The organism is Gillisella vitis (assembly GCF_021559775.1).
GTDB classification, from domain to species: Bacteria; Pseudomonadota; Alphaproteobacteria; order Rhizobiales; family Rhizobiaceae; genus Allorhizobium; species Allorhizobium ampelinum.
In genome coordinates this window covers 2,963,932-2,979,051 of sequence record NZ_CP056047.1, presented here as the reverse complement: position 1 = coordinate 2,979,051, position 15,120 = coordinate 2,963,932, and the positions used below count along the sequence as shown (strand labels likewise).

General features: G+C 53.9%; 15 protein-coding genes. 8 read left to right on the top strand and 7 right to left on the bottom strand.

The genetic code is table 11. From position 1 onward, the window contains the following. Window positions 1-18: 18 nt before the first annotated feature. The 3 genes from exoK to AVCG78_RS13820 form a co-directional block, all read right to left on the bottom strand. The gene (exoK, locus tag AVCG78_RS13830; protein ID WP_012654204.1) at window positions 19-825 is read right to left on the bottom strand and encodes an endo-1,3-1,4-beta-glycanase ExoK; all 807 of its coding nucleotides are present in this window, start codon (window positions 823-825) and stop codon (window positions 19-21) included. Between the two features lies 1 nt (window position 826). Beyond that, window positions 827-1,951 (bottom strand): acyltransferase family protein, encoded by a 1,125-nt coding sequence (locus tag AVCG78_RS13825; protein ID WP_041698621.1) that lies wholly within the window; start codon window positions 1,949-1,951, stop codon window positions 827-829. A gap of 398 nt (window positions 1,952-2,349) precedes the next feature. Continuing rightward, window positions 2,350-3,828, bottom strand: a complete 1,479-nt coding sequence (locus tag AVCG78_RS13820; protein WP_071203332.1) for a lipopolysaccharide biosynthesis protein — start codon at window positions 3,826-3,828, stop codon at window positions 2,350-2,352. Window positions 3,829-4,064: 236 nt separating this feature from the next. Between AVCG78_RS13820 and AVCG78_RS13815 the strand changes: the two genes are divergently transcribed. Next, window positions 4,065-5,024 (top strand): glycosyltransferase family 2 protein, encoded by a 960-nt coding sequence (locus tag AVCG78_RS13815; RefSeq protein WP_071203331.1) that lies wholly within the window; start codon window positions 4,065-4,067, stop codon window positions 5,022-5,024. A gap of 73 nt (window positions 5,025-5,097) precedes the next feature. Then, window positions 5,098-6,063, top strand: a complete 966-nt coding sequence (locus tag AVCG78_RS13810; RefSeq protein ID WP_071203330.1) for a polysaccharide pyruvyl transferase family protein — start codon at window positions 5,098-5,100, stop codon at window positions 6,061-6,063. Window positions 6,064-6,190: 127 nt separating this feature from the next. On the opposite strand, the gene AVCG78_RS13805 is transcribed toward AVCG78_RS13810, so the two are convergent. Further along, complete coding sequence (locus AVCG78_RS13805; protein WP_071203329.1) at window positions 6,191-7,207, bottom strand: glycosyltransferase family 2 protein; 1,017 nt, start codon at window positions 7,205-7,207, stop codon at window positions 6,191-6,193. A gap of 272 nt (window positions 7,208-7,479) precedes the next feature. Next, a complete protein-coding gene (locus AVCG78_RS13800) occupies window positions 7,480-7,755 on the bottom strand; it encodes an exopolysaccharide production repressor protein (RefSeq protein ID WP_071203328.1) in 276 nt (91 codons plus the stop codon). Between the two features lie 786 nt (window positions 7,756-8,541). On the opposite strand from AVCG78_RS13800, the gene AVCG78_RS13795 reads away from it, so the two are divergent. The 6 genes from AVCG78_RS13795 (at window position 8,542) to AVCG78_RS13770 (ending at window position 13,092) form a co-directional block, all read left to right on the top strand. Beyond that, a complete protein-coding gene (locus AVCG78_RS13795; protein WP_012654211.1) occupies window positions 8,542-9,219 on the top strand; it encodes a sugar transferase in 678 nt (225 codons plus the stop codon). 96 nt (window positions 9,220-9,315) lie between these two features. Beyond that, entirely contained in the window at window positions 9,316-10,596 is a 1,281-nt protein-coding gene (locus AVCG78_RS13790) for a polysaccharide biosynthesis/export family protein (protein WP_071203327.1), read from the top strand. A gap of 6 nt (window positions 10,597-10,602) precedes the next feature. Further along, entirely contained in the window at window positions 10,603-11,880 is a 1,278-nt protein-coding gene (locus AVCG78_RS13785) for an O-antigen ligase family protein (protein WP_071584720.1), read from the top strand. A gap of 297 nt (window positions 11,881-12,177) precedes the next feature. After that, window positions 12,178-12,342, top strand: a complete 165-nt coding sequence (locus AVCG78_RS13780) for a hypothetical protein (RefSeq protein WP_156582993.1) — start codon at window positions 12,178-12,180, stop codon at window positions 12,340-12,342. Window positions 12,343-12,494: 152 nt separating this feature from the next. Next, window positions 12,495-12,764 (top strand): DUF1488 family protein, encoded by a 270-nt coding sequence (locus AVCG78_RS13775; RefSeq protein ID WP_041698993.1) that lies wholly within the window; start codon window positions 12,495-12,497, stop codon window positions 12,762-12,764. Window positions 12,765-12,864: 100 nt separating this feature from the next. After that, window positions 12,865-13,092 (top strand): hypothetical protein, encoded by a 228-nt coding sequence (locus tag AVCG78_RS13770; RefSeq protein ID WP_041698624.1) that lies wholly within the window; start codon window positions 12,865-12,867, stop codon window positions 13,090-13,092. Window positions 13,093-13,146: 54 nt separating this feature from the next. Here AVCG78_RS13770 and AVCG78_RS13765 read toward each other — a convergent pair whose 3' ends face one another. Beyond that, window positions 13,147-13,794: an alpha/beta hydrolase gene (locus AVCG78_RS13765; RefSeq protein ID WP_071203325.1), complete on the bottom strand. Its 648-nt coding sequence runs from the start codon at window positions 13,792-13,794 to the stop codon at window positions 13,147-13,149. A gap of 134 nt (window positions 13,795-13,928) precedes the next feature. After that, the gene (locus AVCG78_RS13760; RefSeq protein WP_071203340.1) at window positions 13,929-14,882 is read right to left on the bottom strand and encodes a ring-cleaving dioxygenase; all 954 of its coding nucleotides are present in this window, start codon (window positions 14,880-14,882) and stop codon (window positions 13,929-13,931) included. Window positions 14,883-15,120 lie beyond the last annotated feature (238 nt).

Below are 15,120 nucleotides of genomic sequence, written 5' to 3'. Positions count from 1 at the left end.
CTCTCACATTGTTTGGTCTCAATTCAGCGTGCAGGCTACCGATTCCGGGAACTGGCACTTATCGCCCAGCGCCGTGAATGCCAGTCGCTCTACGGTCATGGTCTGCGGTCCGGAATAGGAAAACGACCCCATCCAGTCCTTCAATGTATCCGTACCCCAAAGACTGAAGAAGATCTTCTGGCTGTGGCTGGGCAATTTGGCCGGATCGGTCACGTCCTGAACCAGCTTGCCGTTGACATAGTAGCGCAGCCTGTCCTTTTCCCAGACAAAGGCATAATCGTTGAAGCCCTTGTTGGCGCCGTTATCGACGGCAGCCATTTTTTCATTGCCACCCTTGGCCGAGATATACTGGTTGACCTGAACCTCGTTGAGGTTCTTGCCAAGGATCTCGAAGTCGATCTCGTCATGGGGAGTTTTGTCGCGCGGGCCGATAAAGGTGAAAAAAGCCGAATTCAGCCCGGACGCATCGGCGGTTTTCAGGCGCGCCTCATAGGTGCCATAGCTGAAGCGCTGCTTGGTCTGGATTTCGGCGCAGGAATACTGACGCTCGCCCAGCGGCTTGTCGTCAAATGTCAATTCCAGATGGCCATCCTTGATTTTCACGTTCTTCTTGGTCCACGTGCAGTTCTGATGCGGTCCGTTATTCCAGCCGTCGGAAATATACCAGCGTTTTAAATCCAGTTTGTCAAATGTATCGACAAAGGATTGTCCTTCCACGGGTTGCTGGGCATGTGCCGTGGACAGGGTCATCAAAACCGTCGCACCGAAAGCAGAGGCGCAGAGTAGGCGAGAAAACAGACCTCGGAAAAGCGAGGGGTGGTTCATGTCAGTCTCCTTTGCTGAAGGCAAGCGCCCGCCCGGCTGCCACGTTCTTGTTCTTGTCTCTGCCGCTTGCATTGCGCTGGCCGGTCATGACCCCGTAAAATCCCGGCGTCAGCCGGATCGCCAGGAAATGGGAGGCAAGCAGCAGGCAGAAGGTGACGGGTAGTGCAAGGACGTAAAAGAGGGGGTAAGGCCCTATATCGAATTTTTGCCAGATCATCCATGCGGTCATCAAGATCGGATAATGCGCACAGAAAATCCAGAAACTAAGTCCGCCGGGTGCGGCGACCAGTGTTTTGCCAAGGCGCGTATTCTTGAGCAGCCGGGTCATTTCCCAGGCTCCCAGGCCGCCAATCACCGTGATCAGACCATATATCACATCAAGCCAGAGTGGGTGCTCGTTAAAGCCGGCTTGATACATGCAGACGAAGACCGCCATGGCCGAGACCAGCACGGCTGCCACAATCGGCAAGGCATAACGGTCGAGCTTGCGGATATCGACATTGTGTATCGCAATCGCCGCACCAGCCGAAAACCCGAGAATGATCGATTTTTTCAGGAAGATCATATTGGGCACCGGTAGGACGACATAAAGCAACAGAACTCCAAGCGTCAGTGCGGGTTGGCGTTTCACCAGGAAGCCAATCAGCGGCGATAAGAGGAAGCAGAGCAGCAGATCACGCAGGAAATAGAGCGGCAGATTGATTGGCCAATCTTCCGTCGCCAGCACCAGGGTAACGAGTTCCCGATAAGACGCGGTCAGTACGCTTGGGAAATATCCTTCGCCATAGCCCAGAGATTGCGTCGTCAGCACATACAGGAAAACGATGCTGTTCCAGAGCAGGAACGGCAGCAATACGCTTACACTTTTTGAGCGCAGCACTTTCCTGTAATCGAAACCGTCCAGCCCTTTGCGAAACATCAGCAAGCCGGAAATCGCACTCAGGCAGGGAACGCCAATGCGAAACAGCATGTCACCGAGAAAGGCGCGCAGCCAATCAAAGGCGCCGTATTGGCCCAGATAGGCGTTCGACTGCGGATCGAAGGGGACATGTACGAAGACAATGCCGACGATCAGCATCAACCGCGCCATATGAATCCGCGCGGAAAGTTCCTGGTCGATCTTCACGATATTCGGTACTCCTGTCTTCAATATCCTCTATCGTCCCCATCACCCCGCAGCCCTTCACAGTATGGGCCAGCACCTTCACATTATGGGAATGTGCCTGTAAAAATGTGGCAGTGCAGCAAAAATTTACCTCTGGTTACTCAATTTTTTGCGGCTCGCTTGGTGAACATAGTTGGGGTTAGTGGGGCGATAACTGGATTTTTTTGATAAAATATTGTAAATTCAATGGTTTATATGTATGCACGTAAAGCTATATATCTATTCGCGTCTGCGACTATTTTTTTGTCCATAGCTCGAAAAAAGCTAAGGAATTGCGCCGCCTCCACCACCGGTTTTCCCGGATTAGCGCAGAATGGCTCGATAATGAGGCGGCGCAGAGCAGTTTGCGGGGATTTCCATCATTCCGCAGGTGCGGGGGCAGTGGATCTGCGGTTGCGCACCATGGTTTTCAGTTTTCTCAACAATTCGGCCTCCGTCAGAACAACGAATACACCGTAGATTGTGCCGCCTATCAATCCGCCAATCAATACTTGTAGTACGGGATTGGGGACCAGATACCCATAAAAATGCAGAAGGGCGCGAACCATGCCAGCCATGATCAGAGCGGTGACCATCGGCCGTGTGGAAATAAACATGCCCTTGAGGAAGGGCATCTGGTCGGCGCGGAACACCACCCAGGAATAGCCGAAGAGCACGACGACATTGACGACGCACAGCGCCACCATGGCATCGACCAGGTTTCCGAAAGCTGCGGCAACCGCCACGGCAACGGTGGTGACGATTGCCCGGATGACGGCCCACCAGAACAGCGTACCGCCGTGCCCCACGCCCTTTAGATAGGGAATAAACGTGCTGCAAGGCGTGAGGATGCCCTTCGACAGAGCAAGCAGACCGAGAACCGGCCAGGCCCAGGCCCATTGCGGTCCAAACAGCACCAGCATGGCCGGCTCGGCCAATGCCCACATGCCGAACATCATCGGCGCCAGCAGCACGGTCGTCACCTGGGTGCTCAACATCAGCGCCTGAGAGCGGCGATCCCGGTCATGCATCATGGTGCTGAAGGCGGGAAACAGCACGCCCATGACAGCGGATAGGACGACCTGGTTGGGAATGCTGGAAAACCGGTTGGCGGCGGAATAAGCGCCGGCATCCGACAGGCCGAGATAGCGGGAAATCACCACCATGGGAGATTGGAAGGTGATGAAATTGGCGATTTCCGACCCCATCATGCCGAGGCTGAAGCGACCGAGCGCCAGGATACGACGCGGCTTGAAGGCAAAGCCCGGGACATAACCGGATACATAATAGAGCCCGCAAAGCCGGATGATGGAGGAGGAAAACAATTGCGCCACCAGCGCCATCACCCCATAACCCATCAAGGCCATGCCGACCGCAATCAGTGCGCCGGCTGATTCGGAAATCATGCTCCACAGCGCGTCCTGGCTGAACTGCATTCGCCGGGCCAGGAGAGCATAGGCAACGTCTCCGGTCAGTTGCAGCGGAATGAGCACCGCCATGATGCGCACCAGCGGCGCGGCCTCGACCGCCCCCAGCATGGCCGAAATCGGTTCGGCAAACACGTAAAGGAGGGTTGCCATCAGGCAGGAAATGATCAAATTCGCCCAGAAAACAGAATGGATCGTCTCCGGCTCTTCCTTTTCCTGGATGACCAAAGCTGCACCGAAACCCGCACCGCCGATCATCGCCAGGAATTGCACCACGGTTAGCGCAACGGCGACAGCACCGAATTGATCGGGAGTGAGAATGCGCGCCAGGATCGGGACCGTGACAAATTTAAGCCCGAAAGTGCCTGTCTTGGAAAGGACGCTCCAGCCGACATTCCGGGTTACGGATTTCGCATTGACGGTTGGCGGCATGGGCAAACATCCTTGGGTCTGGGGGCGAAAGAGCGGTTACAGGTCGAAAAGCTTGTGGGAAAGCGCCAAAATTGTATGGTTATGGAGAGTTTTTGCTTTCAGGGTGGCAAACAACACAAGCGCTATGGCGAACCTGATTGCATCATGGAATATGGTGCAAGGCACCATAGTCTGATAGCGCAAGGGTACATAACAGGCAACTGAACCTCTTTCTTGAGAAACGACAGGGCAAAAAGATGGCGAAGCTGACGGTGATTATTCCCTTCTATCAGAAGGAAGCCGGAATTTTAAGACGGGCGCTGGGCTCGATTTTTTCCCAGACATTCCAGGACTTCGACATTATTGTGGTCGATGACCAGTCACCCTATTCCATCGATTTGGAATTGCAGCCGCTGGAGCCGGCACAACGTGCCCGTATTCGGGTGATCAAGCAGGAGAATGGTGGTCCGGGCGGTGCCCGCAATACCGGGCTCGACGCAATTGCCGCCGATTGCGATTTCGCCGCCTTCCTGGATTCCGACGATGAATGGGCGCCGGACCACCTGAAAAATGCCTATGAGGCCATGACTCGCTTCAATGCGGATTGCTATTGGGCATCGATCCACGGCGGAGATGATTTCTACTATCATTTCAGCGTTGCCGAGCTGAAGAAGACCGAAAAAACCGTGGAGCTTCAAAAGACGCCACTGGTGCTCGAATTGCCGGAAATGCCAGTGGTGATGCTGAAGAACTGGAGTTTCCTGCATCTGTCCTGCATGGTGATTGGTCGCCCGCTGTTTGAGAAAATCCGGTTTGAAGCCGAGCTTCGGCTGGCTGCTGAAGATGTGCTGTTCTTCTGTGATTGTGTGCTGGCAGCCAAGCGCGTCATTTTGTGTGATGCCGCCGGAGCCGAGCGCGGTGAAGGAATTAATATTTTCCACAGTATTGATTCAAGTTCTCCCGCCTTTCTCCAGCAGCAGTTGAATACCTGGGTGGCGCTTGATACGCTTGAACGGCGATTTTCAAATAAACCTGAAGCCTTGAGCTTTATTCAGCACTATAAGCAGACCGCTCGTAAAAATGCCCTCTGGGGTCAGATGGGCATGGTAAAACGCCGTAAGCTACCGCAATTCGGCGTGCTATTACGATGGATGAGACGGGATCCTGCCATCGTGCAAAGTGCTTTGGCCCTTGCGGTTGGTAAATTTTCCCGCTGATATAAAAGTATCTTGAAATGCAGTGATCATGCATTCTCATCGGGCGTCTGCCTCGCCCCGTAAAGGAACATTCATGCAGCCTTACTATTGGGAATCCGCCCATGGAAATTTTGGTGACGACCTGAACCTTTGGTTATGGGATTTTCTCATGCCAGGTTTTCGGGATGTGCATCCGGAAACGTTGCTTGTCGGCGTCGGAACTGTTCTCAATCGCGCTCTTTTGCCGGAAGGTCAGCATAAGCTGGTGATCGGCAGCGGTTTTGGCTATGGAAGCCTGCCGGATATGAGCCGACCGGAAGAATGGGATATAAGGTCCGTGCGCGGTCCTTTGACTGCCAAGGCGCTTGGTCTGCCGCCGGAAAAAGGTGTGATCGATCCGGCTGTGATGCTGGCCGACATGCCTGAATTCCAGAAGCTGCCAAAACTCTACAAAAAGAGTTTCGTTCCTCACTGGGAATCGGCGGTAGCGGGCGTTTGGGCATCAATTGTACCCAAAGTGGGTCTCACCTATATCGATCCCTGCGGCGAGGCAAAGGCGGTTATTCGTCAGATCCTGCAATCCGAGGTGATTATCGCCGAATCGATGCATGGCGCGATCATTGCTGATGCTCTACGCGTTCCATGGGTCGCGGTCAGCACCTCAGCTTCTATCAATAGTTTCAAATGGAACGATTGGGCTTCTACTCTTGGTGTGACTTACAAACCCCTGCGCGTCCCACTGTCCAGCCGCGCTGAAGCGCAGATAAAGGGTGAAAGCTTTTGGGGGATGAGCTTTAAAAACCACCAGCCAGCCCCAGAAAATCCAAATGATCTGGCTGTGGATGCAGCGGTTCTGGAACAAGCACGCGGTCCGAAGCAAACTGGATTGCGCACCGTCGTCAAGCAGATCCTGGCAGGGCCAGCCATGCTTAATCTATGGAAGGCAGGCCAAGCAGAACCGCAACTGAGCCGGGATTCGGTTTTGCAAGAGCGCAAAGCACGGTTCCTGGAGGTTATTGACGGCGTCCGTCGTGATTATGGGATCGGCGCGGCTTCCTGATCATGCAGGTGTATGAAAGTCTGTCCGGTTTACTCTGAGCCGGGCAGATTTTTCATTTATGCGGTGCCGTAACGCATCATAGATGACTTGTTACAGCGCTGTACGTGCATGTTTTTCCTGGAAAACTCTATCGTTGGTCGGCATCCGCTATGGCAGGCAACAGATAGCGCAGAGGCCCCGAGGACTGGGCAGATTGAGGGCGTTGGCCATTGCCCATCAGCACGTCTTTCTTATCGGCTGCAATCCCGCCGATGATGGCCGGTATGGCCATAGGATGGCTCACGGCATAGGCGATGGCTGAAAATGCACCCTGATTATTCTTTAAATCGAGAAAATGGCGCAACTCGTAGCGGTCGCGAATGTGCTTTTCATGTTGGGTCAACAGTGACCTCTGTTCCTGCGTCAGGTTTGGATTGGCAAGAATGGAGCGGTCAGCTTCGTAAAGCCGCTTGAGATCTTCGGTGCGATGTTTGCCGCTCAGCGAATCATGGCGAACAACGGCGCCATAGCCGCAGCTATGAATGATTTTGTAGCGTGCGCCAGCGACAAGTGCGCGTGCGTAAAGATCATAATCTTCACCAAGGCGGAGCTTTTCATTATACCGCAAGCCACAGCGATCCAGAAAATCGCGCCGCATCACTGGCTTTAGGAAGCCGATTTCCCCGCGTTGCGCGCCTCTTTGGGAAATATTTCCGGCAATGAAATCCTCAAGCACCAAAAGGCGGGCCTGACGCCGGAAACGTTTGACGCCGGTACTGACCTGGGAAACGCATTCCTCTTTTACAAAAACGATATTGTCGGCAATAAAATCCCACTGGTCTTCAGCCATCATCTGGGTGAAGCGTCCTGGCAGGAAAAAATCATCTGCATCGAGAATAGCCAGCAAAGGTGCCGTCGATGCTTCAATGGCGCAGTTGCGCGCGGCGGCTGGGCCGCGATTATGGTCGAAACGGATAATTTTCAAGCGACCGCTGTTGTCATCGGCGGATAGTGCTTCTGCACCAGTTCCATCCACAGATCCATCATCGACAACGACCACTTCATGCGTTTCGGCTTCCGCTAAGGCAGAACGCACCGCCCGTGCCACAGTGGCGCTAGCGTTTTTGGCGGCAATAATAACGCATACGGTGGAATTCATCGTCATTACGGCCCCCCGTACTCTAATCTGACGCGCAGGTAGCGCGTTTCTGATAAGAACAGATGACGAAGCAAAATTTCCCCTACATTACGGCAGGAACCGGAAAGGCAGTGGATGTCTTCCGGGGTTCTAATCGCCTTGCTCCAAATCAACCGTTTTCCAAGCCAAACGCGGCTTTCAAACACAAATGCTTGGCGAAGTGAGCCGTGTCAACGGCTTTCGCGCAATCTTTGCCATTTGATTTTGGCTGAAACGCGGCCAGGCGAAAAGAAGACCGGTTAGTTGTTGCGCAATGCGGTTTGACCCGTCTCGCCAAGCGCGCGGATCGCGCCGTTGCTGGCTGTCGCGTCGCTGGTCCCCATCGCCTGCGTGCGGCGCTTTGATTCCTGGAAAACAAGATAAGCGACAGCGCAGAAGTAACCAACCTGCAAAAGAATGGCGGCCAAAACTGTTTTAATGAGCGTGCCAGCAAGCGAGCCTGACAGGAAATAAGTCGCAACTGCAAACACCAGCAGTGCACCAATCATGCTAAAGAAGACCTTAGGCGCATGCATAATTTAGAGCCTCCCCCCGGTACATTGATCTTGAGATCATAGCCATTGCCTTCTCCTCAGAGGCAAATTGAATATAGGCACCTTGCCTCATTCTTTCAATCTTCATGTTTTTACGGGCCTTTGGCTGCGATCTTGTCATGATGATAGAGCAAATGGCTTGCAGGACCGTTACAAAAATCAGTCAATTTTTCTGGCCGCTTTAGGGAATTACTAACTATTTCCTTGGCTTGCGACGGCACTTCGATAAAGGTCATTGCGTGTTGGAATAGGGAATGCATTGTCGAAGGAGAGGCGGCGATCGGGCTGAAAACCTATATTTCGCCTTTCTGAATTCATTAAATCTTTACCCAATTCAATCACGAATTGTTACAATATTAGGATATTGTTTTAAACCTATATGCGTCGCACCATAATGATGCAATGCAATATCCATGTCGGGGGACATCAACCTGACCCTCTTTCCTTCATTTCACATGACGAATTTATGAAACTTCCAGGAGTCCGCATTTATATTATAAGTAAAAAACATTCCATTTGCGGGAAGGTTAAAGGATTTTCATTGCAAAATATCCAAAAATGGAAACCTAAGTGTCACAACGGGACATTAAATACTTAAAATGTAGTGCAGGAAAGACACATATTCTAATTGCTATCATTCCATCCTCTGGAAGGTTTTCTGCAAAGGGTATTGCGAAGGACAAATTATCACCACACACTAGGGATCAATGACCACGGACGCGTCCCGTCGGGACCCGACCAATCGCCCACGTAAATGGAGTTACCTCTATGAAGTCCGCGACAAGATCGGCCAGTTCGCCGTTTTTTACGACCGCCGCATCCGGTACCCAGCCGGTTGGTGGTCTTGCCAAGAGAGGGTTTGATATTTTCATCGCCACGATGGCGCTGATTATGTTCAGCCCGATGTTCTTGATGATTGCAGCCATGGTGAAATTTACCGATGGCGGCAGTGTGTTTTACGGCCATCGCCGTATCGGACATAACGGCCAGCAATTTCATTGCATGAAGTTTCGCACCATGGTGCAGAATGGCGACAAGGTTTTGCAGGATTACCTGCGGGCCAATCCGGAAGCCTATGAAGAATGGCGTGCCACCCGTAAGCTGCAAAACGATCCCCGCGTCACGGCGATCGGTTCTGTGCTGCGTAAGCTCAGCCTGGACGAGCTGCCCCAGCTGTTCAACATCATAAAGGGTGAGATGAGCATCGTCGGACCCCGGCCTGTGGTCGAGGACGAGCTGGAAATGTACGATAGTGCCGCTGCATTTTATCTGCAAACCCGCCCTGGCCTGACTGGTCTCTGGCAGGTGAGCGGTCGCAACGATGTTTCCTATGAAACGCGGGTGGCTATGGACACGCAATATGTTAAGACATGGTCGCTTGCCAGAGATGTCCTCATCATGGTCCGTACCGTTCCGGCCGTGTGCCTGTCTCGCGGCAGCTACTAAAATCTAAAGAATGTCATAAGGGCGGAGCCAGAAGGCTGCTGCCCGAAATGACGTTTAGACCAGCCGCATTTTTATTGAATACGCATAGGATTTGCCATGAAGGCTTACGGATTTGCTGGAGGATTTCGGTCATCCACGCGCATTACGACCTTGAACGTTGCAGCAATCGCGCTTTGCCTGTCCTTGGCTGTGCCGGGATTGGCATTGGCAGATGACTATCGTCTGGGTGTAATGGACAAGATCCGCGTTCGGGTGGCGGAATGGCAGACGGCCGAGGGCGCCGTACGGGACTGGGCCGCCGTCAGTGGCGACTATTCTGTCGGCGCTGCGGGCCAGGTGTCTCTGCCCTTCATTGGCGAGTTGCCGGCCTCGGGCAAGACCACTGCCGACGTTGCCGATGAGATCGGCAAAAAGATGCAACAATTGTTCGGTCTCAGTGATCGACCGTCCGCATCGGTTGAAATTTCCGAGTATCGCCCCGTCTACATGGCTGGTGCAGTTCAGTCGCCGGGTGAATATCCCTATGCACCGGGTATGACTGTGTTGAAGGCGCTCAGTGTCGCAGGCGGCTTGAAGCGCGCCGATGCTGGCCAGCGTTTTGCGCGTGATTTCCTTCAGGCACAGGGGGATGGCGCCGTTTTGGTCTCCCAACGCAACCGTTTGTTGGTCCGTCGTGTGCGCGTTCTTGCGGAAATGAATGAAAAAGAGACGATAGAAATTCCCGAGGAATTGAAATCCATTCCCGACATCAACCAGCTGGTTGAGTCGGAAGCGGCCTTGATGAATTCCCAAACCGCCAAGCTCAAGGTTCAGTTGTCATCCCTTGCCGACCTTAAGACTTTGCTTGCGGCTGAAATCGAGGCTCTTGGCAAGAAGTCAGAAACCCAGACCCGTCAGTTGACGATGGTTCAGGAAGACCGCGACAAGGTCAATAGCTTGAGCGAGCAGGGCCTGGCGCTGAGTTCGCGTCGTTTGGCGGTCGAGCAGCAGGTGTCGGATTTGCAGTCGGCACTTCTGGATATCGATACCAACACGCTGAAGGCCAAGCAGGATCTGAACAAGGCCCAGCAGGACGAGACCACGACGCGCAACGATTGGGATGCACAGCTTGCCCAGGAATTGCAGGATACCGAAGCTGAGCTGGACCAGATTGCGTTGAAGCTTTCCACCAGCCGTGGCCTGATGGCCGAATCCCTGCTGCAATCTTCGGAAAGCGCCAGTGCCAAGACTGCCGATGGCGAAGCCAATGTCGCTTATTCTATCGTCCGCGAAAAGGATGGGAAGCCCACCGAAATCGCTGTCGACGAAAATACCTCGGTGACGCCCGGCGATGTGATCAAGGTTACGGTAAAGCTGTCTCAGCCAGCCATGCGGTAACGGTCGATGCGGATCGCCAAATCGCATCTGATCGACCCGGAACGCAATGGCCTCTATGCCGTCACGGCGATTGCGCTTTCCTATTTCGTTTTTGCCTATTCTGCCCGTTTCGGGCAGATTTCAATTCTGGCCTATTACGGGGTCTGGCTGCCGCTGATTGCTGTGAATTACCGGCGCGTGCTCGGTAACTATGGTCTGTACCTTCCGATCTTTGCCTTCAGTATTCTGACGATTCTATCGATCTTCTGGTCGGCGGCGCCACCGGTGACAGTCAGGGCCTCGTTGCAATATTTCTCGCATATCGTCTGTGCGTTGATTGCCATGCGTGTGGTGGGCATAAGGTCCTTTCTGAGGGGATCCATGATCGGCACAGGAATCGTGCTGGTCTATTCACTGCTGTTCGGCTCCTATTTCCTGGATCCCCTGGACGGATCGTTCAGCTTTGTGGGTGCTTTCTCGTCAAAGAACCAGTTGGGTTTCTATGCCTCCCTCGGCGTGTATTTTTCGTTCGCTGCGATCATTATCCTGAAAGAACGCAGCATATGGATGCTGCCGCCCGCTGGGCTGGCTTTGCTATCGGCTTACTGTCTGTTTGCATCCGAATCGGCCACATCGGTCATTACCGTCATGGCGGTGGTCGGTGCGTCCCTGGTCTTGAGAGCGGTTATTCTTCTGTCGCCGCGCCATCGTATTGTGCTGGTAGTGGCTGGCGTCGTGCTTGGCGGGCTTGGCGCGGCTGCGTTCGTTTATGCTGGTGGCGTCGATTTGATCCTGGGAGCGTTCGGAAAGGATTCGACCCTGACGGGGCGAACCTATCTTTGGCAGCAGGGCATAGCGGCGGCCCTGGCGAATCCGATTTTTGGCGTCGGTTACCAGGCCTATTGGGTCCAGGGCTTTTCCGAGGCGGAGCGGCTATGGGATGAGTTCTACATCCCAACCCGGGCCGGGTTTCATTTTCACAATACCTTCATCGAAACCGCTGTTGAGACGGGGATTATCGGCCTCGTTCTGCTGGTTGCGATGTTGGTCGTCGCATTGATCGGCAATCTCAAACGTCTGCTCGTCAATGCCCGAGATCCAGAGGCCGGCGTGCTGTTCGGTCTCGCCATGCTGTTGGTCGAGCGGGCTTTCGTGGAAATCGATATTATCTTCGCCTATCAGATCGGCTCATTCCTGCTTTATTTCATGCTGGGCAAGCTTGTTCAGCGCCGCGCCATTCCGGTGACACGCTCAAGTGTCGTGCGTTATTATGGTGATGGAACCTCGAGCGCCCGCAATATCTAAAAAACAACGGCGCTGTAGCCGTTGTAAAAGAAGCGCTACTGCATCATATATGAATGATCGGCTGCCTTGCTTGCAGGATTCTGTCTTTGCGCTGTGCTTTCTTTTGCAGGCGTGGATTTTAGAAGTCGCCACCCGTGTTTTGCCAAAGCACACAAGACGCCGTAACGCTTTAAAGATGCTGCATAATGGTCCTGAATTACGTTGGATTTAGGCAATCGTGCAGCCACAGTCATAATCGACAGTCGATTTCCTGACCGTATCCCTTTGCTCAAGCCCGTTCATTCGAAGGACTAAGCCATGATTCGCTTCACCACCATTACCGATGATGCCGCACCGGCAAAAACGCCAGCCGTAAAGGCCGTTTCAAATGAGACCGCGCCTGAGCAGCAGCCCGAGCCGGCAAAAACCGAAAAACGGCAGAAACGTAGCAAGTCGGCAGATGGCGGTGAAAGACTGTTGTGACGATTGGGCATGGCTACTGAGATTTGATCGCGAAGTTTCTTGGCGTTCGATTTGAGAAATGCATGCAGTCGTGGAACCTTAGGTGCCTTTTTTCACTTCAGGAATCCGATAATGACCTCTTTTCTTTGAAACATGCGAGCGAGAATAATGCGATGGCTTTAACCTTCCCGAATAGTAGCCGCAGTTTCGATGAGAAGGGACACCGCATCCGGTTTCTTGGTTACGACGGCATGTTTGAAATCCGGTTTTTCGTAGAACTTGATGCGATATCCAAGGCGATGGCCAAGGTCATTGTCGGAGAGCACGACTTCCTTGCGGCATTCGACAATCTTCGCGGGTCTATTCTGGATGTTGCGAGAAAAGCCTATGGAAAAAAAGGCGGCAACAACATGTATCTTTTGACCGCGGCGGATTTCCATTGACCGTAGAACAGCTGGATCTGTCACGTACTCTCTGAACCTGACGGGGGTCCAATGTCTTCTGCTCACGGCTACGTCAAACTCTAAGCAAAGGGATTTTACATTGACTGATCAAGATGAGGATCTGGTTGAGCGCCGCGCTGTTCGTGCCCAGGAAAAACTGGTGAAGCAGCAGGAAGGGCAGCAGGCGATGGATGAACATCTCGCTGCCCTCGAGCGGCAGAAGGAAAAGACCTTGCGGCTGCGCGAATTAAGGCATGCCTTGGAGGCAGAAAAAATGCAGACAGCCGTCAAGGCAAAGCCCGCAACCAAACGCGCTGGTCAGCTGTAAACGGCTTTGGACGGAGATGCCGTATTTTATCCGCGGCCCAAAACACCCGTCATATCAGGTGGTAGCAGCCGGCGCGAAATTCGTGTCGAGGAACTGCTTGCTGATTGATAGATCGAGTTGAGTGAGATTATGCCCCGACGGCAGGATTTCGTGGCTGACCGTATGGCCCACAGCTTGAAGCGAGCCGACCAATCGTTCTGCATTGTCTGCGGGAACGATTGGATCCATCGCTCCAGATAGGATGAGAACTGGCACGCCATCGGCAGTGTCATGCACCACCGGCGGCGATTTAAACGGGGTCATGGCCCGCAACAGTACCGCACCAGCCAAGGCCTGGCGATGCAGCAACAGCAGAGCCGCGGCAATATTGGCGCCATTGGAGAAACCGACGGCGACCGGGGCTGCCAGGTTATGAGCCGCACGGGCCTCCTTTATGAAGCCGGCCAGATCCGCTGCCCGCACCCGCAGGTCATCTTCATCGAACACACCTTCCGCCAACCGTCTGAAGAAGCGTGGCATGCCGTGTTCCAGGACTTGTCCACGGGGTGATAGGAGAGCCGCACCCGGTGAAAGGGCAGCGCCAAGCGACAAGAGATCATTTTCGTTGCCGCCTGTTCCATGCAGCAAAAGCAAGGGCGAAAGGTTTGGCACCGTTGCCGGAACAAACTGATGGATAAACGACGAGATGGGGGATTGGGTCATGTCGGATCTCTCCTGTGCTGCCTACTGCAAAATAAGGACCTTGGCCTCGACGAAATTATGCAGCAAAGCCAGCGCGTTGCGACATTGTTTTGGCGGCGCGTTTCGCAAGCGCGCCGCATTTTGTAGCATTCTGACTAAGCCTGCTTGGTCTCGCCAAGGGGGCTGATATCCGGCAACATGCCCTCAATCCGGCCCCGGAAGCCTTCAAGGCCCTTCGGCAGCTTCAAGGCCTGACCCAGGCTTTCTGCCGGTTCATCGACGGCAAAGCCGGGGTCGAGCGTGGCGATTTCGAACAACACGCCACCCGGAGAACGGAAATAGATCGAGCGGAAATAGTCCCGGTCTTTCTGTTCCGTTGTCTGCAAGCGGTGATTCTTACGCAGTTTTTCGGCCATTTCCGCCTGTTCTGCATCGTCCTTCGCTCTGAAGGCAACGTGGTGCACCGAGCCAGCACCTGGCCGGGCGGGCAGAAATTCACCGGCGGCGCGCAGGTCCACAACCCCACCGATCTCCGTGCCAGGCACATGATACCGGGTGACATAGCCTTCCTTGCCCTGCTGTTCAAAGCCGAACACATCGGTCAGGACAGCAGCCGTTGCGTCAATCTTGTCCAGCAGCAGCGTCACCCCGTGAAATCCCCGCAGCGCGTGCTCCGAAGGAATGCCCGGTGCAGCCCAGGCGGCTTCGTGTTCGATGTCTTCAATGCCGACCAGGGCAAGTCGCATCCCATCCGGATCCTTGAAGGGCAGGACTGTCTGGCCAAAGCGCTGTTCGAGCTTTTCATGCACGACGCCCTGTTCGATAAAACGGTGCGCCCAGAACCCCAGGGAGGATTTGGGAACCCGGTAACCGGTTTCCTGGGTTTCACCGATGCCGAGGCGGCCCGGTGCGGCGTGTTCCCAGGGGAAGAAGGTCATGATCGTGCCCGGATTGCCTGCCTCATCGCCGAAATAGAAGTGATAGGTGCCGGGATCGTCGAAATTTACAGTCTTCTTGACGAAGCGCTGGCCGAGAACTCGGGTGTAGAAATCGAGATTGCGGCGCGCTGGGCCAGCAATAGCTGTGACGTGATGAATGCCGTGTGCCATGGAACTCTCCTTTGCTTGGTCAGCATTGAGCCGGGCGGCTTGGATTGCCGCGTTTCGGTTCTCTGGGCCGTGAAAGCGGGTGCAGGATTGGACTTCGGTTCCCGATGTCGGCAATGATGCGGCGCTTTCGATGACCAAGAGATAGGCGCTTGGCGTTCGGATTGCAGCTGGTTTTGCTTGCATTCATGCAAACTTGACTTTGCGCTGTAAGAAACCAGAATGCATTCTGGAAATAAAC

What these genes read in the sequence shown, in the direction of transcription:
- exoK (WP_012654204.1), bottom strand. Translation starts at nt 825, where the DNA reads ATGAACCACCCCTCGCTTTTCCGAGGTCTGTTTTCTCGCCTACTCTGC.
- AVCG78_RS13820 (WP_071203332.1), bottom strand. Translation starts at nt 3,828, where the DNA reads ATGCCGCCAACCGTCAATGCGAAATCCGTAACCCGGAATGTCGGCTGG.
- AVCG78_RS13815 (WP_071203331.1), top strand. Translation starts at nt 4,065, where the DNA reads ATGGCGAAGCTGACGGTGATTATTCCCTTCTATCAGAAGGAAGCCGGA.
- AVCG78_RS13810 (WP_071203330.1), top strand. Translation starts at nt 5,098, where the DNA reads ATGCAGCCTTACTATTGGGAATCCGCCCATGGAAATTTTGGTGACGAC.
- AVCG78_RS13805 (WP_071203329.1), bottom strand. Translation starts at nt 7,207, where the DNA reads ATGACGATGAATTCCACCGTATGCGTTATTATTGCCGCCAAAAACGCT.
- AVCG78_RS13800 (WP_071203328.1), bottom strand. Translation starts at nt 7,755, where the DNA reads ATGCATGCGCCTAAGGTCTTCTTTAGCATGATTGGTGCACTGCTGGTG.
- AVCG78_RS13795 (WP_012654211.1), top strand. Translation starts at nt 8,542, where the DNA reads ATGAAGTCCGCGACAAGATCGGCCAGTTCGCCGTTTTTTACGACCGCC.
- AVCG78_RS13790 (WP_071203327.1), top strand. Translation starts at nt 9,316, where the DNA reads ATGAAGGCTTACGGATTTGCTGGAGGATTTCGGTCATCCACGCGCATT.
- AVCG78_RS13785 (WP_071584720.1), top strand. Translation starts at nt 10,603, where the DNA reads ATGCGGATCGCCAAATCGCATCTGATCGACCCGGAACGCAATGGCCTC.
- AVCG78_RS13780 (WP_156582993.1), top strand. Translation starts at nt 12,178, where the DNA reads ATGATTCGCTTCACCACCATTACCGATGATGCCGCACCGGCAAAAACG.
- AVCG78_RS13775 (WP_041698993.1), top strand. Translation starts at nt 12,495, where the DNA reads ATGGCTTTAACCTTCCCGAATAGTAGCCGCAGTTTCGATGAGAAGGGA.
- AVCG78_RS13765 (WP_071203325.1), bottom strand. Translation starts at nt 13,794, where the DNA reads ATGACCCAATCCCCCATCTCGTCGTTTATCCATCAGTTTGTTCCGGCA.
- AVCG78_RS13760 (WP_071203340.1), bottom strand. Translation starts at nt 14,882, where the DNA reads ATGGCACACGGCATTCATCACGTCACAGCTATTGCTGGCCCAGCGCGC.